26 protein-coding genes are annotated in these 25,607 nt (G+C 40.7%); 18 read left to right on the top strand and 8 right to left on the bottom strand.

The genetic code is table 11. The annotated features are described in order from the left end of the window. The 10 genes from atpH (at window position 1) to BUW93_RS00290 (ending at window position 10,110) form a co-directional block, all read left to right on the top strand. Window positions 1-558: an ATP synthase F1 subunit delta gene (atpH, locus tag BUW93_RS00335; protein WP_081208091.1), complete on the top strand. Its 558-nt coding sequence runs from the start codon at window positions 1-3 to the stop codon at window positions 556-558. Between the two features lie 41 nt (window positions 559-599). Beyond that, on the top strand, window positions 600-2,180 hold the full coding sequence (gene atpA / locus BUW93_RS00330; RefSeq protein WP_081208089.1) for a F0F1 ATP synthase subunit alpha: 1,581 nt from the start codon (window positions 600-602) through the stop codon (window positions 2,178-2,180). Window positions 2,181-2,261: 81 nt separating this feature from the next. Further along, window positions 2,262-3,122 carry an ATP synthase F1 subunit gamma gene (atpG, locus tag BUW93_RS00325; protein WP_081208087.1) on the top strand — a complete coding sequence of 287 codons (861 nt, stop codon included), beginning with the start codon at window positions 2,262-2,264 and terminating at the stop codon, window positions 3,120-3,122. A 113-nt stretch (window positions 3,123-3,235) separates the two neighbouring features. Continuing rightward, the gene (locus tag BUW93_RS00320) at window positions 3,236-3,676 is read left to right on the top strand and encodes a hypothetical protein (RefSeq protein ID WP_081208085.1); all 441 of its coding nucleotides are present in this window, start codon (window positions 3,236-3,238) and stop codon (window positions 3,674-3,676) included. A gap of 27 nt (window positions 3,677-3,703) precedes the next feature. Continuing rightward, complete coding sequence (locus tag BUW93_RS00315; protein ID WP_081208083.1) at window positions 3,704-5,143, top strand: lipopolysaccharide biosynthesis protein; 1,440 nt, start codon at window positions 3,704-3,706, stop codon at window positions 5,141-5,143. A 39-nt stretch (window positions 5,144-5,182) separates the two neighbouring features. Then, window positions 5,183-5,617 carry a dUTP diphosphatase gene (gene dut, locus BUW93_RS00310; RefSeq protein WP_081208081.1) on the top strand — a complete coding sequence of 145 codons (435 nt, stop codon included), beginning with the start codon at window positions 5,183-5,185 and terminating at the stop codon, window positions 5,615-5,617. A gap of 90 nt (window positions 5,618-5,707) precedes the next feature. Continuing rightward, a complete protein-coding gene (locus BUW93_RS00305; RefSeq protein WP_081208079.1) occupies window positions 5,708-6,718 on the top strand; it encodes a sugar phosphate nucleotidyltransferase in 1,011 nt (336 codons plus the stop codon). Between the two features lie 36 nt (window positions 6,719-6,754). Next, window positions 6,755-8,119, top strand: coding sequence for a tetratricopeptide repeat protein (locus tag BUW93_RS00300; protein WP_081208077.1), 1,365 nt, complete (start codon window positions 6,755-6,757; stop codon window positions 8,117-8,119). After that, on the top strand, window positions 8,120-8,890 hold the full coding sequence (locus BUW93_RS00295; RefSeq protein ID WP_081208075.1) for a DUF4292 domain-containing protein: 771 nt from the start codon (window positions 8,120-8,122) through the stop codon (window positions 8,888-8,890). After that, window positions 8,887-10,110: a murein hydrolase activator EnvC family protein gene (locus tag BUW93_RS00290; RefSeq protein ID WP_081208073.1), complete on the top strand. Its 1,224-nt coding sequence runs from the start codon at window positions 8,887-8,889 to the stop codon at window positions 10,108-10,110. The genes BUW93_RS00295 and BUW93_RS00290 overlap by 4 nt, the downstream gene beginning before the upstream one ends. A gap of 9 nt (window positions 10,111-10,119) precedes the next feature. Here BUW93_RS00290 and BUW93_RS00285 read toward each other — a convergent pair whose 3' ends face one another. Both BUW93_RS00285 and BUW93_RS00280 read right to left on the bottom strand, forming a co-directional pair. Continuing rightward, window positions 10,120-10,638, bottom strand: a complete 519-nt coding sequence (locus BUW93_RS00285) for an acyl-CoA thioesterase (protein ID WP_081208071.1) — start codon at window positions 10,636-10,638, stop codon at window positions 10,120-10,122. A 57-nt stretch (window positions 10,639-10,695) separates the two neighbouring features. Further along, complete coding sequence (locus tag BUW93_RS00280) at window positions 10,696-11,628, bottom strand: HU domain-containing protein (RefSeq protein WP_081208069.1); 933 nt, start codon at window positions 11,626-11,628, stop codon at window positions 10,696-10,698. A 98-nt stretch (window positions 11,629-11,726) separates the two neighbouring features. Here BUW93_RS00280 and dprA point away from each other — a divergent pair, with 98 nt between their 5' ends. Continuing rightward, window positions 11,727-12,827, top strand: a complete 1,101-nt coding sequence (gene dprA, locus BUW93_RS00275) for a DNA-processing protein DprA (RefSeq protein WP_081208067.1) — start codon at window positions 11,727-11,729, stop codon at window positions 12,825-12,827. On the opposite strand, the gene trpS is transcribed toward dprA, so the two are convergent. After that, window positions 12,824-13,792, bottom strand: a complete 969-nt coding sequence (gene trpS, locus BUW93_RS00270; protein ID WP_081208065.1) for a tryptophan--tRNA ligase — start codon at window positions 13,790-13,792, stop codon at window positions 12,824-12,826. The two genes, dprA and trpS, sit on opposite strands and share 4 nt — an antisense overlap. A 75-nt stretch (window positions 13,793-13,867) precedes the next feature. On the opposite strand from trpS, the gene BUW93_RS00265 reads away from it, so the two are divergent. After that, complete coding sequence (locus BUW93_RS00265) at window positions 13,868-14,608, top strand: lysophospholipid acyltransferase family protein (RefSeq protein WP_081208063.1); 741 nt, start codon at window positions 13,868-13,870, stop codon at window positions 14,606-14,608. 38 nt (window positions 14,609-14,646) lie between these two features. Here BUW93_RS00265 and BUW93_RS00260 read toward each other — a convergent pair whose 3' ends face one another. The 4 genes from BUW93_RS00260 to recA form a co-directional block, all read right to left on the bottom strand. Next, on the bottom strand, window positions 14,647-16,083 hold the full coding sequence (locus BUW93_RS00260) for a hypothetical protein (RefSeq protein WP_081208061.1): 1,437 nt from the start codon (window positions 16,081-16,083) through the stop codon (window positions 14,647-14,649). Further along, window positions 16,080-16,622: an RNA polymerase sigma factor gene (locus tag BUW93_RS00255; RefSeq protein WP_081208059.1), complete on the bottom strand. Its 543-nt coding sequence runs from the start codon at window positions 16,620-16,622 to the stop codon at window positions 16,080-16,082. The genes BUW93_RS00260 and BUW93_RS00255 overlap by 4 nt, the downstream gene beginning before the upstream one ends. Window positions 16,623-16,660: 38 nt before the next feature. Next, window positions 16,661-17,125 carry a hypothetical protein gene (locus BUW93_RS00250; RefSeq protein ID WP_157893270.1) on the bottom strand — a complete coding sequence of 155 codons (465 nt, stop codon included), beginning with the start codon at window positions 17,123-17,125 and terminating at the stop codon, window positions 16,661-16,663. Between the two features lie 120 nt (window positions 17,126-17,245). Next, entirely contained in the window at window positions 17,246-18,259 is a 1,014-nt protein-coding gene (gene recA / locus BUW93_RS00245) for a recombinase RecA (protein ID WP_081208055.1), read from the bottom strand. A 310-nt stretch (window positions 18,260-18,569) separates the two neighbouring features. Between recA and trhO the strand changes: the two genes are divergently transcribed. From trhO to BUW93_RS00215, 6 genes are all read left to right on the top strand, one after another. After that, entirely contained in the window at window positions 18,570-19,601 is a 1,032-nt protein-coding gene (gene trhO / locus BUW93_RS00240; protein WP_081208053.1) for an oxygen-dependent tRNA uridine(34) hydroxylase TrhO, read from the top strand. Between the two features lie 118 nt (window positions 19,602-19,719). Continuing rightward, window positions 19,720-20,880 (top strand): PSP1 domain-containing protein, encoded by a 1,161-nt coding sequence (locus BUW93_RS00235; RefSeq protein WP_081208051.1) that lies wholly within the window; start codon window positions 19,720-19,722, stop codon window positions 20,878-20,880. Beyond that, entirely contained in the window at window positions 20,873-21,364 is a 492-nt protein-coding gene (locus BUW93_RS00230; protein WP_081208049.1) for a gliding motility lipoprotein GldH, read from the top strand. The genes BUW93_RS00235 and BUW93_RS00230 overlap by 8 nt, the downstream gene beginning before the upstream one ends. A gap of 12 nt (window positions 21,365-21,376) precedes the next feature. After that, entirely contained in the window at window positions 21,377-23,689 is a 2,313-nt protein-coding gene (locus BUW93_RS00225; protein ID WP_081208047.1) for a transglycosylase domain-containing protein, read from the top strand. 105 nt (window positions 23,690-23,794) lie between these two features. Continuing rightward, window positions 23,795-24,496, top strand: a complete 702-nt coding sequence (locus tag BUW93_RS00220; RefSeq protein ID WP_081208045.1) for a CoA transferase subunit A — start codon at window positions 23,795-23,797, stop codon at window positions 24,494-24,496. A gap of 2 nt (window positions 24,497-24,498) precedes the next feature. Then, window positions 24,499-25,155, top strand: a complete 657-nt coding sequence (locus BUW93_RS00215) for a CoA transferase subunit B (RefSeq protein WP_081208043.1) — start codon at window positions 24,499-24,501, stop codon at window positions 25,153-25,155. Window positions 25,156-25,219: 64 nt separating this feature from the next. On the opposite strand, the gene BUW93_RS00210 is transcribed toward BUW93_RS00215, so the two are convergent. Then, a complete protein-coding gene (locus BUW93_RS00210) occupies window positions 25,220-25,585 on the bottom strand; it encodes a DUF6616 family protein (RefSeq protein WP_081208041.1) in 366 nt (121 codons plus the stop codon). Between the last annotated feature and the right edge of the window lie 22 nt (window positions 25,586-25,607).

Below are 25,607 nucleotides of genomic sequence, written 5' to 3'. Positions count from 1 at the left end.
ATGAAAGGAACCAGGGCAGCACAACGTTACGCTAAGGCAATAATCGGTCTGGCAAAAGATAAAAACGCCACCGATGCGGTATATGATGATATGCAAAGCATATCTCAAACCATTGCTAACAGTAAAGACCTAAAAAGTATGCTTGGTAGCCCGGTAGTTAAATCCGGAGTTAAAAAAAGTGCTCTTAGGGAGATATTTAAAAATGCTCACCCTATAACATTAAGTAGTTTTGATATCCTTGTAGAGAACGGCCGTATTAATCTTTTAGAGATTGTAGCCAGGCAGTATATTGCTATGTATTATAATATTAATAATACTCAGCGGGCTGTGGTTACAAGCGCGGTTCCTTTAACCAGGGAGCTTGAAGAAAAGGTTCAAGCTAAAATTAAAGAACTAACCGGAAATGAAGCCAGCATCAAAAATATAGTTGATGAAGATATGATTGGTGGTTTTGTATTGAGGGTTGGTGATTTGCAATATGATGCCAGTGTGGCTAGCAACCTTAACAGGCTTAAAAGAGAATTAAAAAACAACACATACGTTTCAAAATTTAATTAAAACCGTCACACTTTTAGTGTGACATTTTATCCTAAATAATTATGGCAGAAGTAAATCCTGCTGAAGTATCAGCAATATTAAAGCAGCAATTATCAGGTTTTGAGTCAGAAGCCAGTTTAGACGAGGTGGGTACCGTACTTACTGTAGGTGACGGTATTGCTAATGTTTACGGTTTGGCAAATGCTCAATACGGAGAATTGATTCAATTTGAAAGCGGCCTTGAAGGGATGGTGCTTAACCTGGAAGAAGACAATGTTGGAGTTGTACTTTTAGGACCATCTAAAGAGATTAAAGAAGGTTCGGTAGTAAAAAGAACTCAGCGAATTGCTTCCATTAAGGTTGGAGAAGGCATCGTTGGACGCGTTGTTGACACTTTAGGTGATCCTATTGATGGAAAAGGTGCAATTGAAGGAGAAACCATTGAGATGCCTCTTGAGCGTAAAGCGCCTGGGGTGATTTTCCGTCAGCCGGTAAATGAGCCGCTTCAAACGGGTATTAAGTCAATTGATGCTATGGTACCTGTAGGTAGAGGCCAGCGGGAACTTGTAATTGGTGACCGTCAAACCGGTAAAACTACCGTTTGTATTGATACTATTCTGAATCAGAAAGAATTTTATGATGCCGGAGAACCGGTATACTGTATTTACGTGGCTATTGGCCAAAAGGCTTCTACCGTTGCCGGTATCGCCAAGGTACTTGAAGACCGGGGGGCTCTAGCCTATACAACAATTGTTGCTGCAAACGCATCAGATCCTGCTCCAATGCAGGTTTATGCTCCATTTGCTGGTGCGGCAATCGGGGAATACTTCCGTGATACTGGTCGTCCTGCATTAATCGTATATGATGACCTTTCTAAACAAGCCGTTGCTTATCGTGAGGTTTCTCTTTTGCTTCGTCGTCCACCGGGACGTGAGGCATACCCTGGAGATGTTTTCTTCCTTCACTCAAGATTACTTGAGCGTTCGGCTAAAGTGATTGATGACAATGATATCGCTAAAGGAATGAACGATCTACCCGACCCTTTAAAAGATAAGGTAAAAGGTGGAGGATCCCTAACAGCACTTCCAATTATTGAAACCCAGGCAGGAGACGTTTCGGCATATATTCCCACTAACGTGATCTCGATCACCGATGGGCAGATTTTCCTTACTTCCGATCTATTTAACTCGGGGGTGCGTCCTGCAATTGATGTAGGTATCTCTGTATCTCGTGTAGGTGGTTCGGCGCAAATCAAGTCGATGAAGAAAGTTGCCGGAACTCTTAAACTTGACCAGGCACAGTTTCGTGAATTAGAAGCCTTTGCTAAGTTCGGTTCAGATCTTGACCCTGCTACCTTAAGGGTTATTCAAAAAGGTAAGCGAAACGTAGAAATTCTTAAACAGGGGCAAAACGATCCATATCCGGTAGAAAACCAGATTGCGATTATCTTCGCAGGTTCTAAAAACCTATTAAGAGATGTTCCTGTAGAAAAGGTTAAGGAGTTTGAAAAGGATTACCTGGAGTTTCTTGACACAAAGCACAGGGATGTGTTAGATGGTCTTAAATCAGGTAAATTAACCGACGAAATTACTGATACCCTTACGCAGGTAGCTAAGGAGATTTCAGAGAAGTATAAAAAATAAGATATTGTCATTTCCGCGAAGACGGAAATCTCATAGAGAATTAAAGATTCCCTCCTTCGAGGGAATGACATAAAGAAACTTATGGCAAACTTAAAAGATTTACGTAGCAGGATTACTTCGGTCTCATCAACCATGCAGATTACCAGTGCCATGAAAATGGTATCGGCTGCAAAGTTAAGCAGAGCTCAGGATGCCATTACCCAAATGCGTCCTTATTCTGAGAAGTTGACCCAATTGCTACAGGATTTAAGTGCTACCTTAGATGATGATACCAGCAGTAAATACGCCGAGGAGCGTGAGGTAAACAATGTGTTAATCGTTGCTGTTTCGTCAAATAAGGGGTTAGCAGGTGCTTTTAACACCAATGTAATTAAGGCCGTAAAATACAAGGCTAAAAACGATTACAAAGCTAAAAATGTAGATGTTTATACCGTTGGGAAAAAGGCGAATGATATTCTTAAAAAAGAGTATGATATCTATAAGAATAACAATGAAGTCTTTGATGATCTAAGCTTTGAGAATGCCTCAGTCATTGCTGAAGAACTAATGCAACTTTTCCTTGATGAGAAGTATGATAAGATAGTTTTAATGTACAACCAGTTTAAAAATGCTGCAACTCAAATTGTTCAGCATGAGCAGTTTTTGCCTATCGAGCAATTCGATTCTGAAGAAAACAAACAACTGGATTATATTTTTGAACCTTCAAAACTGGAAATCGTAAAAGATCTTATTCCTAAGTCATTGAAGATGCAATTCTTCAAAGCCCTTAGAGATTCCTTCGCTTCAGAACACGGCGCACGAATGACAGCCATGCACAAAGCGACAGAGAATGCTACAGAGCTTAGAGATGATCTTAAATTATCTTACAACAAAGCCCGACAGGCTTCTATTACCAATGAGATCCTTGAGATCGTTGGTGGAGCCGAAGCCCTAAATGGCTAATTATATAAAATAAGCGGAATTTCTTTCCGTTAATAAACCCTGTCTAACGGCAGGGTTTATTTATTTGGTATATCTTTTGTTTTTGTAACTTTAAAATCACAAAATCCTTGATTATGAAAGCTCCCTTTTTTCTATTCAGTATAGTACTTTTAAGTGTTTTAAGCAGCTGCGGCAGTAATAAAGAACTTCAGGAAAGAGCTCCGGCTCAGTTCAATGAGGTTTATTATTCTGAAACCGAAGATGGCTTAGATCTCTACATTCCTGTAGCTGTTATTCAGGAAAACAGGGTGCAGTTGGAAAGTGTTTATTTTCGCGGGATGCATTCCCCCCTGCAGTTGGATGCAGAGAAACCTAATCTTTATGTAGCTTCCTTTGCTTTGGGAAAAGGAGATAAGATCATGCATGAAGATCCTAAAGAAGAATACGGCAATAAAGCTCCACAAGCTCCCGAAAAGAGTCCGTTTGAAATTAAAGAAGATGAAGCTATCCTTGTATTCAAACAAACCGATAAGACAAAATACTATAAGTTAACCGGAATAGAGCAAAGAAATTAATATCTTGACGACAAAACAGGTCTCCGGTTGAGTACTTTAAAACGCTTTTTTCAGGACACTATAATTTACGGTTTTGCCACGGTGCTTCCCAGGTTAATGAACTTTATCTTGGTCCCCCTGCACACTGCTGCCCTTAGTACGGGAAACTATGCCATAAACACTACTTTTTATGTTTGGGCGGCGTTTTTTAACGTGATCCTAACCTATGGAATGGAGACCGCTTTTTTTAGGTTTTTTAGCCATTCTAAAGAAAAGGGGAAAGTATTTTCTACGGCTTTCATCACACTTTCCGTGACAACGCTTTTCTTTTTTATCCTGGTCTTTCTTTTTAGAGATTATATTTTTGGCCTTCTGGATCTGCAGCCATTTTACTTCAATATCCTTTTGGGAATCCTTGCACTGGATACCCTTGTAGTAGTACCTTTTGCCTGGCTACGTGCTTCTAATAAACCGGTTAAATTTGCCGGAGTGAAAATTATCAATATTGCGATTGTGGTGTTGCTGAATTTTTATTTTCTATGGTGGGTTCAAAGATTTCCGGGATCTACGCCTCAGATTATTCTTAATAATTATTCCGATGCCGATAAGGTGGGATATATTTTCCTTGCCAACCTTGCTGCCAGTGCGGTTACATTTTTGATTTTATTGCCGTATTTCTTCAGAACAAAGATAGATTTCAGTTTTTCCTTGCTGAAGAAGATGTGGCATTACGGCTGGCCGGTTATGTTTGCAGGACTTGCTTTTGTGATCAATGAAAATTTGGATAAACTGCTGCTTAAGGATATGATTTCTGATGAAGTTATGGGAGCATATGCGGGTTGTTACAAACTGGCCGTGTTTATGACTATTTTCGTGCAGGCTTTTAAGCTTGGCGCCGAACCTTTCTTTTTCAATCAGGCTAAGGCTGAAAATGCAAAAAAGACCTATTCCCTTATCCTTACTTATTTTGTGATTGCAGGAAGCTTTATTCTACTGTTCCTGGTGGCTTTTATAGATATTTTCAAGGAACTCATAATCCGCAACAGCGATTATTGGATAGCGCTTTCTATCGTGCCTATCGTACTGCTTGCTAACCTGTTTTTAGGAATCTATCATAACCTTTCGGTATGGTATAAACTTACCGACAAGACGAGAATGGGGATGTATATTTCTATTTTTGGAGCCATTATTACCGTTTTATTCAATATTGTCCTCATTCCGGTACTTGGTTTTATCGCGGCCGCCTGGGCTACTCTTGCGGCTTATGCAAGTATGGCCGTAATTTCTTATTTCCTCGGAAGAAAATACTATCCGGTGCCTTATAACGTTAAAAAAATAGCTTTTTACCTGTTGTTGTCTACCGGCTTTTCCATAATTTCCTTTGCCTTTTTCAGGGAAAACTATATCGCCGGTTCGGCCCTGGTTTTGGGATTCCTTTTGGTAGCATTTTTTAATGAAAGGAAACAGGTACAAGAACTAATAAAGTAACAGGCATTTGTCTTTAAATCAACTTTTAAAATTAAATAAATGAAAGTTAAAATTATCAACAAATCGGCGCATAATCTGCCTCACTATGGGACTGAAGCTTCTGCGGGTATGGATTTGCGTGCAAATATATCAGAATCAATAACTATTAAACCACTTGAGCGTGCAATTGTAAAAACCGGACTTTTTATGGAGTTACCGGTAGGATACGAGGCACAGGTTAGACCAAGAAGTGGTCTCGCCGCTAAAAAAGGAATCACAGTTTTAAATTCCCCGGGTACAGTAGATGCCGATTATCGTGGAGAAATAGCGGTGATTCTGGTAAATCTTTCCAATGAGGCTTACACTATCGAAAACGGCGAAAGAATTGCCCAGATGGTTATTGCTAAACACGAACATATTACCTGGGAGGAAGTAGAAGTTCTTGAAGAGACCACCCGAGGTGCCGGCGGATTTGGCAGTACGGGTCATAAATAAGAATATAATTTAACCGGAAATAACCGGTTGTGCGGAAAATTAATATTAACAGAAGATTCCCTGTAATTTTGGGAGTCACAAATTAAACCTATGAAAATTATAGTACCAATGGCAGGTCGTGGTTCGCGACTTCGCCCACATACCTTAACAGTACCAAAACCATTAATCCCTATTGCTGGAAAACCAATAGTACACCGCCTGGTAGAAGATATTGCCGGGGTGCTGGATGAAAAAATAGACGAGATCGCTTTCGTGATCGCTGAGGATTTTGGCGATAAAGTAGAAACCGATTTGAAAGCTATAGCCGAGAGTTTAGGAGCAAAAGGAACAATTTATTATCAGGATCAACCTTTGGGCACAGGGCACGCTATAATGTGCGCTAAAGAATCCCTTGAAGGTCCTGCAGTAATAGCATATGCAGATACGCTTTTTAAAGCAGATTTTACCCTCGATAAAGAAGCCGATGGCGTAATTTGGGTCAAAAAGGTAGAAAATCCTGAAGCTTTTGGCGTAGTACAACTTAACCAGAACAACGAGATCATTGACCTTGTAGAGAAACCAGAAACCTTTGTTTCAGACCTGGCGGTGATTGGGATCTATTACTTCAAGGATGTATCGATACTTAAAAATGAACTACAGGGGGTATTGGACAAAAAATTAACCCGTGGTGGCGAATATCAGATCAATGATGGAATTGAGGCGATGAGAGCCAATGGCCTTCGCTTTGTTCCCGGCCAGGTAGATGAGTGGATGGACTGTGGCAATAAAAACGTGACGGTTGAAACTAATGGCCGGATGCTAAATTTCCTTCATCAGGAAGGAAAGGACCTCGTCTCTAAATATGTTAAAATCAAAAATTCTGAAATTACCGAACCCTGCTTCATTGGGGAGAATGTGGAATTACTCAATGCTAAGATTGGCCCAAATGTTTCAGTAGGGGATGGCACTAAAATTGAGAATTCAACAATAAAAAACAGTCTTATTCAGAATTTTTCAGAAATAAAAAATGCAAATCTGGATAATGCTATGATAGGAAATCATGCTAAATTCAACGGGGAGTTTACCCAGGTTAGCATTGGAGATTATTCAGTTTTAGAGTAGCTCCTTTTAAAAAGCCTGAGGCTTCAAAAAAATGTTATGAAAAATCTGCTTTACTTGCTTCTGCTGTGTATTTTCTTTCTTCAGCCGGTGATGGCTCAGGATAAGAAAGCTATCGTAGAGGAGGTAAATGAGGATGATCTCGGAAATGTCACCGATGAATTTCAGGAACATTTTTTTGAAGCTCTTAAACAAAAAGCCATTGAAAACTATGAAAAAGCGATAATTGCCCTCGAGGCCTGCCTTGATTTAGAACCCAATAATGCCGTGGTCTATTTTGAATTAGGTAAAAATTATCGCGAGCTGGAAGATTTTGAAATGGCGCTGGACAGCTATAAAAAAGCGCTGGAACTGGACCGGCGGGAAGACATCCTCGTGGAGCTTTTTCATACCTATCGCAGTACCGGGGATTTTGAACTGGCCATTGAAAGTGTGAGGGAATTGATGGAATTCAATCCCGATTATAAGGAAGATCTTGCCAATCTTTATATGCTCAATGAAGAATATGAGGAAGCATTAAAGGTTCTTGATGAACTCGACGAAGAAGAGGGAGTTAATGACTACAGAACCATCATGCGTAGGCAAATTTATGCCCGAACCGGCAACACCGAGGCACAAATTGAAAATCTAGAGGAAGGGATCGCACAGGATCCTGAGAACGAACAAAATTACCTTAACCTGATCTATATTTACAGTGAACAGGGAAATGAGGAAGAAGCTTTTCAAACCGCGATGGAACTGCTGGAGACAAATCCGGGGAGCCGCCTGGTACACCTGGCACTTTACAAATTTTATCTGGATCGAAACAAACCTGATGCAGCGGTAAATTCCATGAAGATTGTCTTTGAAAGCGAAGAGATAGACCCTGAGTCTAAATTTAAAGTCCTTAATGACTTTTTGCTATTTGTGAAAGATAATCCCGGGTATGAACAGGAATTACTGGAGGTGAGCCAAAACCTTATCGAATGGGAAGATGCTCCTAAATTATACGAGCAGCTCGGAAAATTTTATCTGAAAAATGATAAAAAAGAAGAAGCCTTAAGGTTTTTTGAAAAAGGAATTGCCCAGAATCCTGATAACTTCGAACTTATTAAAAACACCCTGCTTATACAAATTGAAGCAGGTCAGAATGAAAAGGCGAGGGATCTTAGCCAGGAGGCTATGGAGATTTTTCCGGCTCAGCCCTTTTTCTATCTCCTACAGGGGGTTGCCCTAAATAATCTGGAGGAGTACGCCGAAGCAGAAGAAATACTTACATTTGGTCTCGATTATTTAATTGACAATACAAGGCAGGAAATTGATTTTTATAACCAACTCGCCATAGCAAATAGCGGATTGGGAAATGATGAAAAAGCAACCCGATATAAACAAAAGGCGGAAGAATTATTAAAAGAATTGGAATAAATGATTAGAAGGATAGTTGTATTAATTTTATTAAGTGCTTTTGTGATCTCCTGCGGAAGCGGGCGTGCAAAAAAAGGGATAGCTACCAAAAACGCAGAGGCATCAGGAATTATAGCGAAGCATTACGAAAATGAACCTGATTTTGAGACACTAACTGCAAGGCTTCGTACTGTCTATCAAACTGAAGATAAGACTCAAACAGTCAACTTAAATTTCAGAATGGCCAAGGATAAGGAGATTTGGATTAGTGCGACAGTTCTAGGTTTTCCAATGGCCAAGGCCTATATAACCCCAAGTAGTGTAAGCTATTACGAAAAAATCGGGAAGACCTATTTTGAAGGTGATTTCAGCTTGCTTAGTGATATCCTGGGAACTCCCCTGGATTTCGAAAAACTTCAAAACCTGTTACTGGGTCAGGCTATATATGATCTGCGAACAGAGGAGTACAAATTTTCCCAAACGCCAAGAGGTTATCAGTTCTTACCGGTTAAAGACGATCTAATAAAAAAAATGTTTTTGCTCAATACCGGGAATTTGAAGGCAGAAGCGCAGCAACTGGCCCAGGAGGGAGAAAATCGTAGCGTAACCGTCACCTATTCCGGTTACCAGGAAGTTTCAGGAAAACTTTTTCCCCGTGATATTAGTATTATCGCCAACGAAGGGGCTAATAGCACTCATATTGAATTGACTTACCGCTCTCTGGAAGTTAACACAGCTGTTAGTTTTCCTTTTGAAATTCCTTCAGGCTATGAAGAAATAAGTGTAGAATGAAGCTAAAAAAGTTCACATATTCCTTTTTGATCTTCGGATGTATAATTTTGTTGAATCTGCCTGCAAATGCTCAAACCTCTCGTGAAGACCTCGAGAAGCGCCGGCAGGAATTGCGCAGTGAAATAAAAAGGATCAACGAATTAAGGAGCAGTAATAAGCAAAAAGAGCGTTCGGTCTTAAGCGAGGTTCAGGTTCTCGATCAACAGATAAAAAGCACCGAAAATTTAATAAGAGTTACCAATCAGCAGGCGAACCTGCTTACCCGTGAGATCAACTCAAACACGAGCAAGATAGGGCGCTTGCGCAAAGAACTCGAGGCGCTAAAGGAAGATTATGCCCGTATGATCGAAAAATCATATAAGAGTAAATCTACCAACAGCAGGATAATGTTTCTCCTGTCTTCAGAGAATTTTCTTCAGGCCTACAAAAGGCTTCAGTATATGAAGCAATACACGGCATATAGAAAGCAACAGGGAGACGAGATCCAGGCACGTGCGGCCGAGCTTCAGCAATTAAATAAAGATCTGGTTAATCAAAAGCAAGAAAAGGATAAACTTATAGCCGAGAACAGGCAAACCCGCGCCGAGCTAGAAAAAAACCGGATAGCGCAGCGGGAGTTAATGAAAACCATTAGAAGTAAGGAAAGCCAGTTCGCGTCGCAGATTAGGCAAAAGCAACAGGAAATTAATAAAATAGACCAGCAGATAGAAGAAATGATTAGAGCTTCTATTGCTAAAGACAATAAAGAGAGCGGTTCAGAATCCAGGGATACCTATAAGTTAACCCCGGCAGCAAAGGCTCTGGCGGCCGATTTTATTAAGAATAAAGGAAAACTACCCTGGCCTGTGCGCACAGGGGTTGTGACCCTGAAATTTGGTAGGCAGCCACATCCGGTTGTGAAATCTATTAGCATTAACAGTAATGGTGTGCGTATTGATACAGATAATAACGGTAAGGCCCGGGCAGTTTTTAATGGGACAGTAAGTGAGGTGCAGGCGGTAAAAGGAGCCAATAAGGCGGTGATGCTTCGTCACGGCGATTATTTAACCATCTACAACAACTTATCTAAAGTATTTGTGAAACGCGGCGATGTAATAAGTACAGGACAGGAATTAGGCGAAGTAGCTACCAGCCGTAGCACCGGTAAAACAACATTGCATTTCCTGATTTATAAAAATACCCAGAAAATGAATCCTGCCGACTGGATCGTTGAAATGTAACCTAATAAATTACTTTTTATCCTCAAACAGCGCTTTAAGCTCTGTAGCGTCCTGAGGCTTCATTTTGCCGGCAAGTACCAGGCTGAGTTGTTTTCTTCGAAGAGCGGCATCATAACGTTGCTTCTCGAGCTCGGTTTCTGGTTCCAGTGGAGGCACAGTCACAGGAGCCCCGGTCTCATCTACCGCTACAAAAGTATATATAGCCTCGTTGGCTTTGGTGCGATTACCACTTTCCCGGTCTTCCACCCAAACATCAATAAAGATCTCCATAGAAGATTTAAATGCCCGGGAGACGGCTGCTTCTACAGTTACTACGCTTCCAAGAGGAATTGCTTTATTAAAAGCTACGTGATTTACCGAGGCGGTAACTACAATTCGCCTGCTATGACGGCGGGCGGCAATACTTGCGGCACGATCCATCCTGGCCAGTAGTTCGCCACCAAATAAATTGTTTAACGGATTTGTTTCACTGGGTAAAACCAGATCGGTAAGCGTAGTACGGGATTCTTTAGGATATTTTGCTTGCATATTGCCAAATTTTCGGCAAAAATAAGGTGCTTCGATCAATTAAAGCCTAAAATCCTATTAAAGTTCCTGAATAAGCAGCCAGGCGGCTTCATTGAATTTTTTAACTTCCCGTAGTGTTTTTAAAGCTTCACTGCGGGTTTGCAAACTTTGATAAACTACCTGATGTAAACCGAATCTATTGACATCTATTAGCCTCGCTTTATAACCTTCCTTTCGTAGCTCTTCAACTTTCTTCCTGGCATTTTCCTCTACTCTGAAGGCTCCGGCAACCACATGGTAATTACCCGATTGCTTTTCTATGTTAAAGGTAATAGCAGGTAAGGGGTTGTCTATTACAAAAGTTGCCTGTTGAATTTGCTGTTGAAGTTGATCCTGGGCTTCCTGCTGTTCTGCCAGGTTATGTTTTGTTACCTGATCACTGTAGATGTTAAGACCGGCAAAGCCTCCAAGACCAAGTGCTATTACAGCAACGGCGGCGTATTTAAGGAGAGCAGGTGTTTTTCTTCTTTCCGGGGTGAAATTAATTGGAGCTTTTTCCTCTATTTCTTCCACCTGTTTTTTATAGACTTCACGATTTATCTTTCCAGCATTAATGCTTTCCAAACCAAAAGAATCCGTAAGATAATTAAGTTTTTGAACCGGTTCAAACTGAAGATTATCCTCTTTGGAATAGCTGAACTTACCAATGTTCTCAAGTTCTACCACCCCATCGCTAACCAAAGATTTTTCCAGGGTATCCACAAAAACTGCAATGCGGTTTACCGCAGCAGGGTAAGAGATATTTTCGGCTTCAGAGATATAATTTGCAAGTAAACCATCACTTTTTACGAGCTGCCCATTAAAGGAAACAAGCTTTTTAGGAGGGTAAAATGCTCCCGTATCTTCTTTGATATAGGCCGGTTGTCTCTGGGAAAGGAAAGCCCCGAAACCGGGCAAGATCACGCATTCGTAACGATAAAGTAAGTCCTGGATGTGGTTTATTATATTCATTGGCGCAAAAATAACAGGTTTTATGAGGGTTCCTAAAGTTACCTAAAGAATATTTATTAACAAATCTTTTTTCTGTAAATTTAGTTGAAAATGAATTTATGAACGCTTCAGATTTATTATACGTTCTGGCCTTGCAACATATTCCTAACCTGGGAGATAGCAGCGCCAAGAAATTAATAAGACGTCTGGGTTCTGCGGAAGCGGTGATAAAAGAGAAAACCCAAAACCTTCTAAAAATTGAAGGAATAGGCAGGACTAAGCTGAATGAGTTTAGAAGTGAAAATCATTTGAAGGCTGCCGAAGAGGAGTTAAGGTTCATAGAGGATAATAAGATAAATACGCATTATTTTCAGGAAGAAAATTACCCTGATAAATTAAAGCATTGCTTAGACGGCCCAGTGCTACTTTTCTCCAGGGGAAATATCAACCTAACTAACAGACGAATTATTAGCGTAGTTGGGACCAGACAAATTACGGCACAGGCTCTCGCATTTTGCGAAAATTTCATTGAAGAAATTAGCCCCTTAGATCCGGTGATAGTCTCGGGTTTTGCCTATGGGGTTGACATTGCAGCTCAAAAAGCAGCGCTTCAGCATAATCTCCAAACCATAGGCTGTCTCGCTCACGGTTTAAACCAAATATATCCTAAAGTGCACAAAAAATATGTAAAACCAATTGAGGAAAACGGGGGATTTTTTACCGATTTCTGGAGTACCGATAAATTTGATCGTAATAATTTTTTAAAACGCAACCGGATTATAGCGGGTTTGAGCGAAGCCACAGTCGTGATTGAAAGTGCGGAAAAAGGAGGCTCTCTGGTAACAGCCGATATTGCAAATTCCTATAACCGGGAGGTTTTTGCCGTTCCCGGCCGCCCAACCGATGCATTTAGCAAAGGTTGTAATAACCTAATAAAATCTCAGAATGCACACTTATTAAGCTCTGCGGCAGATCTCTTATATATGCTGAACTGGGAATTGGAAACCAAAGTCCCACCCGTCCAAAAGCAGCTGTTCGTTGAATTGGAAGGGGACGAAAAGAGTATTTATAATTTCCTTAAAGATCGCGGAAAAGCACAATTAGACAGTATTGCCCTCAATTGCAATTTCCCTACTTTTAAAGCAGCAGGAATTTTGCTTAATCTTGAGTTGAAAGGCGTGATAAGACCCTTGCCCGGAAAGCTATTTGAACTTATTTAATAACCCAGTTTTTTTCTAATCCGGTTTAAGACTTCATTAGCAACTACAGATGCTTTTTCGGCGCCTACTGCCAGCGCTTTGTCAATGGCCTCAAGGTTATTCATATAATAATCATATTTCTCCCTTACTTCTTTAAATCTATCGGTTAAAACTTCATAAAGTTCCTGCTTTGCGTGACCGTATCCATAGCCCCCGCCTTCATAATTTTCACGCATTTTAGCGATTTGTGTTTCAGAGGCTACAAGTTTATAGAGTGCGAAAACATTGCAGGAATCAGGGTTTTTTGGTTCCTCCAGCGGGGTGCTGTCGGTTTCTATGCCCATAATTTGTTTTCTAAGCTTTTTATCGGGTTGAAAAAGATTGATGGTATTGTTTTGCGATTTACTCATTTTTCCGCCATCCGTGCCGGGAACATACATAGTGTTTTCCTGTACTTTGGCTTCAGGGATTACGAAAGCTTCCCCCATTTGATTATGGAATCTTGAGGCCACATCGCGGGTTATTTCCAGATGCTGTAACTGATCTTTTCCTACGGGCACGATTTCAGCATCATAAAGAAGAATATCAGCGGCCATCAACATTGGGTAGGAGAAAAGTCCAGCGTTAATATCCTCAAGCCTGTCAGATTTATCCTTAAAAGAATGGGCCAGGGTTAAGCGTTGGTATGGAAAAAAGCAACTTAAATACCAGGCTAGTTCTGCGGTTTGGGGAATATCGCTCTGGCGGTAAAAAACAGTTTTTTCAATGTCTATTCCACAGGCAAGCCAGGTTGCAGCAACAGAGTAGGTGTTATGCCTAAGTGTTTCAGCATCCTTAATTTGTGTGAGCGAATGCATATCGGCTATAAAAATAAAAGATTCGTTTTGAGGCTGATTAGCCATTTTAATGGCAGGAAGAATGGCACCTAACAGGTTTCCAAGATGAGGAGTTCCTGTGCTCTGAACTCCGGTAAGTATTCTGGACATTGTCTTTTTCTGATTTTTCACAAAGATAATTTTTTTGGGGAAGACACTCACTTCAATTTAGTATTTTTGACCTCCATGGGTATACTTAAAAGAACGGCAATTGCCCTTTGGCGAATTTGGTTTTATGTATTAATGGTTGTTCCAATAGTCATAATGCTACCTTTTTTGCTCATTTTTACCGCTTCAGAAAGGTTTTATCCTCAGTACTATTTTTGTGCGAGAATATGGGCAAAGAGCATTTTATACGGAATGGGGCTTTACCCGGTTTGCAAATCCCCGGTTAAACTTACAAACGGGAATAGCTATATGCTGGTGGCCAACCATACTTCTATGATAGATATTATGCTGATGTTGGCTGTGATTAAACACCCGTTTATTTTTGTAGGAAAAAAGGAACTGGCCCGAATACCCCTGTTCGGTTTTTTTTACCGCCGAACCTGTATTTTGGTAGATCGTAGTTGCAACCAGAGTAAGCACAGGGTCTTTAGTGAAGCTCAACGTCGCCTCAATCAAGGAAATAGTATTTGTATTTTTCCGGAAGGAGGGGTGCCGGATGATTATACCTTGCTACTGGATAATTTTAAAGATGGTGCCTTCAGGATCGCCATCGATTACCAGATCCCTATTGTGCCTTTTACTTTTTATGATAATAAGAAACGCTTTCCTTACCGGTTTTTTATTGGTGCTCCGGGACCATTAAGAGTTAAGGTTCACGATCTAATTTCTACTGTAGGGAAATCTCAGGAAGATCGCCGTGAACTTAAGATGCGAACACGCCAACTTATCCTGGAAGATCTGCAATCTATGCAGAAGTAAAAGCTCTGCGAGTTTCCGGTTCGTCAAAGGAGTAAAAATTAAAATTTATAGCTTAAACCAGAATAAATCCCAAAATAATAAGGTTGGAGGTTTTGGGTGTTATTAAAAGTATTGATCTGGTATTTGAATATAGGCTCCAGGTTTAATTTAAGTTTTTCTGTGAGTTTATAATCCACCCCTACTCCCATATTGGCACTAAAACTCAAATCATTAATATTATTGGCTTTACCTAAATGAGCACTTTGGTTATTGGAATTGAGCAACAGCGAGTTTTCATCTAAAATTAGACTGCTACCTCCTGCAATAATATTTAGCCCCACTTTTTTATCAATAAGTTTATACTCTATTTCCAGGGGAATTTCAATATAACCAAACTCTTGCTTGAGCTCTCCTAACCTTGCCAGGGAAGCACTTTCGGGGGCGAATGAATTTTCTACTGAAGAATAACTGTCTCTTCCCGAATTACCTTGTATTTGAAAATTGCTCCCTTCGGGGCTATAGTCTATACTGGCAATGGCATTAGGGATAAGTGCTGCCGAAAACATTACCTCCTGTATATCATAGCTCATAGCCACTTTTCCTATCCCTGATCTTATCTTTAATTTATCAGATAATTGATAGGAAACATTTACACCATAAGCCATCGTTAAATTCGATCTCGAAGGATTCCCGGCAAATTGAGGGTCTATAGGATTACCTTTTCCAAAATTATCATAAACTACAGGCGCTGCAAAAGTACTTAGACTCAACCTGCTTTTTCCCGTCTCCATCTCATCCTTTTCTTTTTCGCCGTCCTTATTTTCATTTTCGAGAGAAGCGAAAGCATTATTAGCGATAGTGTCTTTCTCTTTTTGAGCCTCGGGTTCAGTTTTGCCAGCAATAAGACTGGTGGAGCCTGAAGCATTGTTTGAAGTTGAATTCTCCCTGTCTTCTAAATGTTCATTTATGCCTTTCTCTGAAAAATCTTCTGTTTCAGCGAGACTTGTGTTTTGATCGATAGGCTTTTCATTACTTTCCCCTATTTCCGAAGACTTATCTCCTGAAGTTTTTTCATTTTTAGTTTCCGGCCTGGAAGCTACAAGGCCTTTGTTTTCAGATACCAGAGGATGACTGGAGGATTTGTGTTCCCGCTTATCTGAAATTATTTTTTGAAGAAGATTGCCCGTTTCGGTGAGGGTTTTATTTTCGAAGGTAGTATTAATATAAGGGCGTTTAATATCTTCTAATTCCAAGACCAGCCCCGGTGTATTTCCGAAGAAATTATTCTGATAAATAAAATATCCCCCAGATAAAAGTATGGCCAGGACCGCTGCAGCTCCTGCTATTTTATACCAGATAGGGAGAATTAAGGGCTTTTTTCGTTTATCCTCTTCCAGGCGATCAGCGATATTTTTCCATGCCTCAGGTGGGGGAGTAGCTTCAAAATCTTTGAATTTCTCCTGGTAAAGCCGGTCTATGTTCTTATTCTCTTTCATAATGAGCGCACCGAGTTGTTATTTTGGTGGTTTTCAATTCGTTCTTTCAAAATTCCCCTGGCTCTGGCAAGGTTAGATTTGGAACTTCCCTGGGAAATACTCAGTAAGGCAGATATTTCTTTGTGGGAATAACCGTCTAAAACATACAGGTTAAAGACTTCGCGGTAGCGCGGCGGCAGTTCCTGTATGAGTTTTAGAAGAAAATCTACAGGCAGGTCTTCTTCCTCGATCTCAATTTCCTGCTCTTCTAACAGATCTTCATTAATAATATCCAGGAATTTTTCCTTTCGGTGTTTCTGAAGGGCGGTATTGATGATAATGCGTTTCATCCAACCTTCGAAGGAACCTTTATCCTGGTACTGTGATATTTTTTTAAATATGCTTACAAAACCATCCTGCAGATTATCTTGTGCCTGCTGATAATTGTTGGAATATTTAAGGCACAGCCCGAAGAGCTTTCCCGCGTATAAGCGGTAGAGCTCCTCCTGTGCCTTTATATCCTGTTTTTTACACTTTCGTATGAGTTTGTCTAAACCCACTTTTTTGCTGAGGTGTTACGCATTATTAGCTTTATTTTTTATTCCTCTTCTTCGCCCGGAGCATCTGGGTCTTCCACCGGTACCTCTACAGTATAATACTGCGTTTCTCCTGAAGAATCCTGGCCCACCCAGAATTTGAAGGTGTACACAGTGCCAACTTCTCCAGTGATGGTTACATCCTTTAAGGTAGCTTCCCTTGAGAGATTATCCTCCTCTTTGTTACATTGGGCCAAGTTAGCATCATAGGAAGTTACCACCCCTATGAATATTTCGTTGCTGTTTGACCCCTGTCCCTGGCGGGCATCAAAACCATTAAAAGTATGACAGGCTGAAGGTAATAAATATGTAACAACAATATCGTATGACTCTCCGCTCTCGAAATATTCCGGTAAATCTACCTCGGTGATTTCAGCGAACTCCAGCAATGTGTTAGGGCCATCGTCTTCTAGGCTGCAACTAGCCAGGCTAAAAGTAATCATTAGTAAAAATGCAAATTTTTTCATTTCAATTTTTATTTTTTGAATTAGATGTTAATGTTTTAGATCTACTTAGTAGATGCAATTAACTTCAAATGGTTGCGTATTGAAATAAAAAAAATCCCTTAAAAAAAGGGATTTTATTTTTTACTCGTTGGCGATTTTTATGGCCTCTTTTATCTTGACCTCAAGTTCCTCCATAAGATCGGGATTGTCTTTCAGCAAGATCTTTACGGCATCGCGTCCCTGGCCCAATTTAGTGTCTTCGTAACTAAACCAGGAGCCACTTTTCTTGATGATCTCGTAATCTACTCCCACATCAATGACCTCTCCGATTTTAGAAATTCCCTCGCCATACATAATGTCGAATTCGGCGGTTTTAAACGGAGGTGCAACTTTATTTTTTACAACTTTTACACGGGTTTTATTACCCATCACATTGCTGTTGCTATCTTTAATTTGAGTAGAACGTCTTATGTCGAGTCTTACTGAAGCATAGAATTTAAGGGCGTTTCCACCGGTAGTAGTTTCGGGATTTCCGAACATCACCCCAATTTTTTCTCTTAACTGGTTGATGAAAATTACCGTACAATTGGTTTTGCTAATCGAGGAAGTAAGTTTTCTTAGTGCCTGAGACATCAATCTGGCGTGCAGCCCCATTTTAGAATCACCCATTTCACCTTCTATCTCACTTTTTGGGGTAAGTGCGGCTACCGAATCTATCACGATTATATCAATAGCTCCAGAACGGATAAGGTTATCCGCAATTTCCAGTGCCTGCTCCCCGTTATCGGGCTGAGAGATGATGAGGTTTTCGATATCTACATTCAGGTTTTGAGCATAGAAACGGTCAAAAGCATGTTCGGCATCAATAAAGGCCGCGATGCCGCCGGCTCTTTGAGCTTCGGCTATTGCATGCAGAGTTAATGTAGTTTTACCTGAAGATTCTGGTCCGTAAATTTCAATCACTCTTCCGCGCGGATAACCTCCAACGCCCAGTGCCAGATCCAGCCCCAGGGATCCTGTAGATATCGCATCTACATCGCTTACGGCCTGGTCGCTCATTTTCATCACCGTACCTTTTCCGTAGGTTTTGTCCATTTTATCCAGGGTAAGCTTTAGAGCCTTTAACTTAGCTTCTTTTTCTTTATCGTTGCTCATGATTTTTATAATATTAAATGAAAGTTGCTAAATTACTATAAGTTTTGGTGCATCACAATTTTAAATTCGGAGCATTTTCACGTTGAATAAGAATCTCAATAAATTCCTGGTTAATAAAAGCTTGGTTTTTTTAGCAACTGAGATTACTAAGGAATAATATTTAATTCCCGGAACCCGTAAAACAAGGCTAAAAAATACAACCCAAACCCCAAAAAGCCTTTGGTTTTAATTAAGATTACAACATTTTTTCTGCTGCGTTTAAAGTTTATCTTTGCAAAAATTTTCTTTAACCTTATAAAATTAGTATAGCATGCAACTGTACAATAAATTAAGCGCTAAAGAAAGAGAAGCTTTGTTAGAAGAGGCCGGTGAAGACCGCTTAACACTCTCTTTCTATGCGTATGCAAAAATTGGAAATCCTCATCTTTTCAGAAATCACCTTTTTATCGCCTGGGATCAAATGGAAGTCCTCGGGCGAATTTATGTGGCTCATGAGGGGATTAATGCACAGTTATCTGTACCTGCTAAACGCTTTGATGAATTTAAAGAATTTATTGATGGCATTTATTTCCTCGAAGGAGTGAGGCTTAATATCGCTATTGAGCACGATCTGAAATCTTTCCTTAAGCTGAAGGTAAAAGTGCGTAAAAAGATAGTAGCTGATGGATTGAACGATGATACGTTTGATGTTAGAAACAAAGGAGTACACGTTGATGCGGCTAAATTCAATGAGTTAATCAGCGACCCGAATACGGTTTTGGTAGATATGCGAAATCATTACGAAAGTGAGATTGGGCATTTTGAGGGGGCGGTAACTCCAGATGTGGACACTTTCAGGGATTCTCTGCCAATCATTGAAGAAGATCTTAAAGAACACAAGGAGGATAAAAACCTGGTGATGTATTGCACCGGTGGTATCCGTTGCGAAAAAGCCAGCGCTTACTATAAACACAAGGGTTTTAAAAACGTTTACCAACTGGAAGGGGGCATTATAGAATATGCGAGACAGGTAAATAACCAACAGCTGGAAAATAAATTTTTAGGAAAGAATTTTGTCTTTGACCATCGCCGCTCCGAATGTATTTCGGGAGAAGTTATTGCCAGTTGTCACCAATGTGGTAAGGCCTGCGATACCCACGTGAATTGTGCTAATGAAGCCTGTCACCTGCTTTTTATTCAGTGCCCTGAATGCGCAGAGAAAATGAATAATTGCTGTTCTGAAGAATGTATGGAGATCAATGCCCTGCCCTACGAGGAACAGAAGAGATTACGAAAAGGTAAAGGCAACAGCAACAAGATCTTTAAAAAAGGACGCTCTGAAGTTTTAAAATATAAAAGCTAAGCCTGCGTTCTTTTAACAGAGCCAATTAATATTGGTATATTTACGTTTTTAGAACTAATTATAAACCTACAAGCCTGCAGCACTAAACTAGCAAGGCTTCCTATATATAAAATAATTTATGGCTTGCAGCAGTTGCTCAACCAAAGACGGTCAACCTAAAGGATGTAAGAATAACGGAACCTGTGGTACAGATTCCTGCAATAAACTCAGTGTTTTCGACTGGCTCTCAAATATGTCTCTCCCTCAGGGGGTAGAAGCTTTCAATTTTGTAGAAGTGAGATTTAAAAATGGTCGAAAACACTTCTTTAGAAATACCGAAAACCTTAGCCTGAGTATGGGGGATGTAGTAGCCACCGAAGCCTCGCCCGGCCACGATGTGGGAATGGTAAGTCTTGCTGGAGAGTTGGTTAGGGTACAGATGAAAAAGAAAAAAGTAGCTCCCGACAGTGAGGAGGTCCTTAAAATATACAGAAAAGCGACCCAAAAAGACATCGATGTTTGGGAGGAATACCGTAATAGGGAAGAAGCAATTAAAAAACGCGCCCGGGAAATCGCTATCAGGCTTAAACTCAGCATGAAAATAAGCGATGTGGAATTTCAGGGAGATGGCTCTAAAGCTACCTTTTATTATACCGCCGATGATAGGGTAGATTTCCGTCAGTTAATTAAGGAATTTGCCCGCGAATTCAATACCCGTATAGAGATGCGGCAGATAGGTCTTCGCCAGGAAGCTTCAAGGCTGGGGGGAATTGGTTCCTGTGGCAGGGAGTTATGCTGTTCTACCTGGTTAACAGATTTTAGGTCGGTGAGTACCTCGGCGGCCAGATACCAGCAATTATCGCTTAATCCGCAGAAACTTGCCGGGCAATGTGGTAAACTAAAATGTTGCCTTAACTACGAGCTGGACACTTATTTGGAAGCCCTTAAAGCCTTCCCCAGAACAGATACTAAGCTCTATACCAAAAAAGGAACGGCCGTTTGCCAGAAAATAGATATTTTCCAGGGCTTTCTCTGGTATGCCTATGAAGGGGAGTGGATGAACTGGTATAAGATTACTGCCCAGCAGGCTAATAAGATCATCCAATCCAATAAGAATAAGGAAGATGTTGCCAGCCTGGAGGAATTTGAAGTTCAGTTAATAGAAACCGAAAAACAACCAGACTTCAACAATGTTGTTGGTCAGGACAGTTTAACGCGTTTCGATAAACCTAAAGGGAAAAAACCACGCGGAAAGAACCGCAAAAAGAAGCGTAAGGGTAAACCGTCTAAAAATGCATAAAATAAGCGTTTTTTTAATAGTATTACTTGTTTTTAGCATGTTTGCCGGTTGTGATAAAAAACGGGTTTTTGATGATTACAAGCCCGTAAAAGGGGAGTGGCATAAAGACTCGGTTATAAATTTTGAATTGGGTAAAATAGATTCCCTTAGGTCGTATAATTTATTTATCAATATTAGAAATAACAACGATTTTAATTATAGTAACCTGTTCCTGATAACCGAAATTAGGTTTCCGCAGGGAAAAGTGATCACCGACACTCTTGAATATGAGATGGCAACACCTTCGGGCGAATGGCTTGGCAAGGGTTTTGGTGATGTAAAGGAAAACAAACTCTGGTATAAGGAAAATGTTCGTTTTGATGAACCGGGCAAATATCAGGTACATATTAGACACGCTATGCGTAAAAACGGCGAGGTAGACGGAATAGACAACCTACGGGGAATCACACACGTTGGCTTCAGAATAGAAAACACTTCAGAATAACTTCAGCATAAAATGGCCAAGTCACCTAAAAAACCACAAAAGACTACCCGAAGCAAATCCTCTTACATTCTTGGGTTCTGGACCCTCTTCGGATTAGGGATATTAATTGTTATTTTCATTTTTCTGCTAGCCAGTTGGGGCGCTTTTGGAAAAATGCCAACTTTTGAAGAACTTGAAAATCCCGAAACTAATCTCGCTACAGAAATCTTTTCTTCTGATGGGGAAACTCTTGGGAAGTATTACAGCGAGAATCGTACCCCAATTAAATACGACGATCTACCCGACCACCTTGTGAAAGCTCTTGTCGCGACTGAAGATGAGCGTTTTTATAAACACGCCGGGATCGATGCTAAAGGCACCCTTCGGGCTGCAGTTTACCTGGGAACACGCGGTGGCGCAAGTACCATAACCCAACAGCTGTCTAAACTGCTCTTTACCGAACAGGTTTCTAACAATCCCATGGCCAGGGTTTTGCAAAAAGTAAAGGAATGGATTATTGCCACACGTCTTGAGCGGCAGTACACCAAAGAAGAAATCATCACGATGTATTTCAATAAATATGATTTTGTGTATCAGGCTGTAGGAATCAGGTCTGCCTCGAAAATCTATTTTGGAAAAGAAGCCAAAGACCTGAATATAGAAGAATCTGCAGTGCTGGTGGCTATGCTTAAAAATGCGGCACTTTACAATCCGGTAAGAAGACCTGAATTGGTTGAACAACGCCGTAACCAGGTGTTTGTCCAGATGTATAAAAACGGATACCTTTCAGAAAAGGAAAAGGATTCGCTGCAGAAACTCCCTCTAAACCTCGATTTCTCACCGGAAGGCCACGATGAGGGTATGGCAACATATTTTAGGGTTTATCTTCAGGGCTTTATGAAAGACTGGATTAAGAAAAATCCAAAACCAGACGGCACAGAATACAATATTTACCGCGACGGACTTAAAATATATACCAGCATAGATTCAAAAATGCAGGAGTATGCCGAAGAAGCTGTGAAAAAACATATTTCCCATCTTCAGAAAGAATTCGACCGTCAAAATGAAAATAATAAAACAGCTCCTTTCAGAGATATTAGCCAGGATGAGGTTAACAGAATTGTGAGAAGCGCCATGCATCGCTCGGTACGCTGGAAAGAAATGGAAGCGCAGGGAAAATCGGAGGAAGAAATCCTGGCCTCTTTTGATAAGGAAAGAAAAATGAGGGTGTTTAGCTGGAATGGTACTAAGGACACCGTTATGACCCCAAAAGATTCCATTTTTTATTATAAAGGTTTCTTGCAGGCAGGGTTAATGTCTATGACGCCCCAATCGGGAGAGGTAAAAGCCTGGGTGGGTGGCACCAACTTTAAGCATTTTAAGTACGACCATGTTAAACAGGGAAAAAGACAGGTTGGTTCTACTTTTAAACCATTTGTGTATGCTACGGCTATAGACCAGTTAAAACTTTCGCCTTGTGATACCTTACCGCTTAATCCTTTTACTATTGAAGCTGGTAAATACGGGAATATCAAGGACTGGTCTCCAAGAAATGTGGGTGATGAATATGAAGGGATGATCTCCCTGAAAAATGCCCTGGCAAAATCGGTGAATACTGTTACGGCCAGGCTTATTGATAAGACGGGGCCGGGGCCTGTAGTGGACCTGGTTCGTAAACTTGGGATTGATACCGAAAACTTTTCTACAGGACCTGCAATTGCCTTGGGGACTGAGGATATGAGTTTGTTTGAGATGGTTTCGGCCTACAGTACCTTCGCCAATGAAGGGGTTTATATCAAGCCGGTTATTGTAAACCGTATTGAAGATAAAAATGGGACTATGCTTTACCAGAACGTTCCGGAAACCCGCGACGTGCTTAGTAAAGAGGCTGCCTATATCACGGTAAATCTTTTAGAAGGGGTAACCCAGTATGGCTCTGGAGTGCGTTTACGAGGTACTTATGCCAAAGACCTCGAACATTACAAACGTGGGGTAACTGGTTATCCTTATGATTTTAAAAATCCCATTGCGGGAAAAACGGGTACCACCCAAAACCAGAGTGATGGTTGGTTTATGGGAATTGTGCCTAATCTGGTAACCGGGGTATGGGTTGGTGCTGAAGATCGTTCGGTGCACTTTCCTACTATAACTTATGGCCAGGGTGCTACTATGGCTTTGCCCATTTGGGGCATGTATATGAAAGATCTGTATGCCGACGAGGAATTAGAGATTTCCCAGGAAGATTTTCCGAGGCCAGAGAATCTTTCTATAGAGGTTAATTGTGAAAACTATAAACAGGAAAACCGACAAAATTCAGAAAGCCTTCCTGATGAGCTTGATTTTTAAGATTCAATAAATTTTCCCTGAAATTATTCTGAATAAGATAATTTAAGGCCGCAAAAGCATTGCCCTTAGCGGTTAATTTTCGTATTTTTCGGTAAAATTATACCGATGATTCGAAAAACTGTAGAGAATGTTCAGGAGGCCCTAAAGGGTGTTGAAGACGGCATGACTTTTATGCTTGGGGGCTTTGGCCTTTCGGGAATTCCTGAAAACGCAATTTCAGAACTTGTTCGCTTAAATATTAAAGAACTTACCTGTATTTCCAATAATGCCGGGGTAGACGATTTTGGCCTGGGTTTATTGCTTCACAAAAAACAAATCAAAAAAATGGTTTCTTCCTATGTGGGGGAGAACGAAGAATTTGAACGGCAGATGCTTAGTGAGGAACTCGATGTAGAGCTGATTCCGCAGGGAACTCTGGCTGCGAGATGCCAGGCTGCTCAACAGGGTTTTCCTGCTATTTTTACTCCCGCAGGATACGGAACTGAGGTTGCAGAAGGCAAGGAAATTCGTGAATTCGACGGAAAAATGTACGTGCTGGAAAGAGCCTTTAAAGCCGATTTTGCTTTCGTGAAAGCCTGGAAAGGGGATAAAGCCGGGAACCTGATCTTTAAAGGAACAGCAAGAAATTTTAATCCGGTAATGTGCGGCTCAGCTAAAATCACGGTTGCAGAAGTTGAAGAACTCGTAGAACCCGGAGAACTTGATCCAAATGAGATTCATATTCCAGGGATTTTCGTGCAAAGGGTCTTTGAAGGGAAAAACTACGAAAAAAGAATTGAACAGCGCACGTTTAGACAAAAATCATAAATATGGCATTAGATAAAAACGGAATAGCACAACGTATTGCAAAAGAGGTTAAGGACGGCTACTATGTCAACCTGGGAATTGGTATTCCAACCCTGGTGGCCAATTTTGTACGCGATGATATAGAAGTAGAATTTCAGAGTGAGAATGGAATCTTAGGAATGGGGCCTTTTCCTTTTGAAGGCGAAGAAGATCCCGATCTTATAAATGCAGGTAAACAAACTATTACAGCACTTCCCGGAGCCAGTTTTTTTGATTCAGCGATGAGTTTTGGAATGATTAGGGGGAAACATGTGCATTTAACCATCCTTGGGGCGATGGAAGTTGCCGAAAACGGCGACATCGCCAACTGGAAGATTCCGGGTAAAATGGTAAAGGGTATGGGAGGAGCTATGGACCTGGTGGCCAGCGCCGATAATATTATCGTGGCCATGATGCATACCAATAAGGCAGGGCAATCTAAATTGCTGAAACGTTGTACTTTGCCCCTTACCGGCGTAGGTTGTGTAACAAAAATCGTGACCAATCTTGCAGTCATAGAAGTCACTAAAGATGGGTTTAAACTTTTGGAAAGAGCTCCCGGCGTAAGTGTAGCAGAAATAGAACAAGCCACGGAAGGCAAATTAATTGTAGAAGGAGATATTCCTGAAATGAAATTATAATAGTGGTAACTGTCTGAAAAATTCAGAACCGGAATTCAGGGAATTTTTCAGACAGTTATTTTTTTCAGGAATCGAGAAAAGAGGTAGATGTTTCCTTGATATTGATTAAGAATTCCATGGCCTCTTCACGGGATATTACCTCCCCTCTTGAATTAGCTTGTGAAAAATAATTATACCAACCAGCATCTGTTAAGTTTTCTTCCAACATTTTCACTTCTTTTTTTGAAGGCATTTCCCAAACCGTCATATAACGGTAGTCGCTGCGGTAAGGGGTATGTTCATCGTTTCGGGCCCAGCCAAGGTTTTTTACGCCACGAGACTTCATTTCAGATATTCTATCTTCCATTTTATTAAAAACATTGCGCCGCTCTTCGGTGGAAAGGTCCAGCCATTTTCGGGTAACGTTCCACATTTCTACGTATAAATACATAATTTTCGGGTTTTTGGTTAGA

Origin of the sequence: Salegentibacter sediminis (assembly GCF_002078605.1) — a bacterium.
Taxonomy (GTDB): Bacteria; Bacteroidota; Bacteroidia; order Flavobacteriales; family Flavobacteriaceae; genus Salegentibacter; species Salegentibacter sediminis.
The sequence above is the reverse complement of the archived record's forward strand: the minus strand, read 5'-3'. Positions and strand labels throughout refer to the sequence as shown.

What these genes read in the sequence shown, in the direction of transcription:
- atpH (WP_081208091.1), top strand. Translation starts at nt 1, where the DNA reads ATGAAAGGAACCAGGGCAGCACAACGTTACGCTAAGGCAATAATCGGT.
- atpA (WP_081208089.1), top strand. Translation starts at nt 600, where the DNA reads ATGGCAGAAGTAAATCCTGCTGAAGTATCAGCAATATTAAAGCAGCAA.
- atpG (WP_081208087.1), top strand. Translation starts at nt 2,262, where the DNA reads ATGGCAAACTTAAAAGATTTACGTAGCAGGATTACTTCGGTCTCATCA.
- BUW93_RS00320 (WP_081208085.1), top strand. Translation starts at nt 3,236, where the DNA reads ATGAAAGCTCCCTTTTTTCTATTCAGTATAGTACTTTTAAGTGTTTTA.
- dut (WP_081208081.1), top strand. Translation starts at nt 5,183, where the DNA reads ATGAAAGTTAAAATTATCAACAAATCGGCGCATAATCTGCCTCACTAT.
- BUW93_RS00305 (WP_081208079.1), top strand. Translation starts at nt 5,708, where the DNA reads ATGAAAATTATAGTACCAATGGCAGGTCGTGGTTCGCGACTTCGCCCA.
- BUW93_RS00300 (WP_081208077.1), top strand. Translation starts at nt 6,755, where the DNA reads ATGAAAAATCTGCTTTACTTGCTTCTGCTGTGTATTTTCTTTCTTCAG.
- BUW93_RS00295 (WP_081208075.1), top strand. Translation starts at nt 8,120, where the DNA reads ATGATTAGAAGGATAGTTGTATTAATTTTATTAAGTGCTTTTGTGATC.
- BUW93_RS00290 (WP_081208073.1), top strand. Translation starts at nt 8,887, where the DNA reads ATGAAGCTAAAAAAGTTCACATATTCCTTTTTGATCTTCGGATGTATA.
- BUW93_RS00285 (WP_081208071.1), bottom strand. Translation starts at nt 10,638, where the DNA reads ATGCAAGCAAAATATCCTAAAGAATCCCGTACTACGCTTACCGATCTG.
- BUW93_RS00280 (WP_081208069.1), bottom strand. Translation starts at nt 11,628, where the DNA reads ATGAATATAATAAACCACATCCAGGACTTACTTTATCGTTACGAATGC.
- dprA (WP_081208067.1), top strand. Translation starts at nt 11,727, where the DNA reads ATGAACGCTTCAGATTTATTATACGTTCTGGCCTTGCAACATATTCCT.
- trpS (WP_081208065.1), bottom strand. Translation starts at nt 13,792, where the DNA reads ATGTCCAGAATACTTACCGGAGTTCAGAGCACAGGAACTCCTCATCTT.
- BUW93_RS00265 (WP_081208063.1), top strand. Translation starts at nt 13,868, where the DNA reads ATGGGTATACTTAAAAGAACGGCAATTGCCCTTTGGCGAATTTGGTTT.
- BUW93_RS00260 (WP_081208061.1), bottom strand. Translation starts at nt 16,083, where the DNA reads ATGAAAGAGAATAAGAACATAGACCGGCTTTACCAGGAGAAATTCAAA.
- BUW93_RS00250 (WP_157893270.1), bottom strand. Translation starts at nt 17,125, where the DNA reads ATGAAAAAATTTGCATTTTTACTAATGATTACTTTTAGCCTGGCTAGT.
- recA (WP_081208055.1), bottom strand. Translation starts at nt 18,259, where the DNA reads ATGAGCAACGATAAAGAAAAAGAAGCTAAGTTAAAGGCTCTAAAGCTT.
- trhO (WP_081208053.1), top strand. Translation starts at nt 18,570, where the DNA reads ATGCAACTGTACAATAAATTAAGCGCTAAAGAAAGAGAAGCTTTGTTA.
- BUW93_RS00235 (WP_081208051.1), top strand. Translation starts at nt 19,720, where the DNA reads ATGGCTTGCAGCAGTTGCTCAACCAAAGACGGTCAACCTAAAGGATGT.
- BUW93_RS00230 (WP_081208049.1), top strand. Translation starts at nt 20,873, where the DNA reads ATGCATAAAATAAGCGTTTTTTTAATAGTATTACTTGTTTTTAGCATG.
- BUW93_RS00225 (WP_081208047.1), top strand. Translation starts at nt 21,377, where the DNA reads ATGGCCAAGTCACCTAAAAAACCACAAAAGACTACCCGAAGCAAATCC.
- BUW93_RS00220 (WP_081208045.1), top strand. Translation starts at nt 23,795, where the DNA reads ATGATTCGAAAAACTGTAGAGAATGTTCAGGAGGCCCTAAAGGGTGTT.
- BUW93_RS00215 (WP_081208043.1), top strand. Translation starts at nt 24,499, where the DNA reads ATGGCATTAGATAAAAACGGAATAGCACAACGTATTGCAAAAGAGGTT.
- BUW93_RS00210 (WP_081208041.1), bottom strand. Translation starts at nt 25,585, where the DNA reads ATGTATTTATACGTAGAAATGTGGAACGTTACCCGAAAATGGCTGGAC.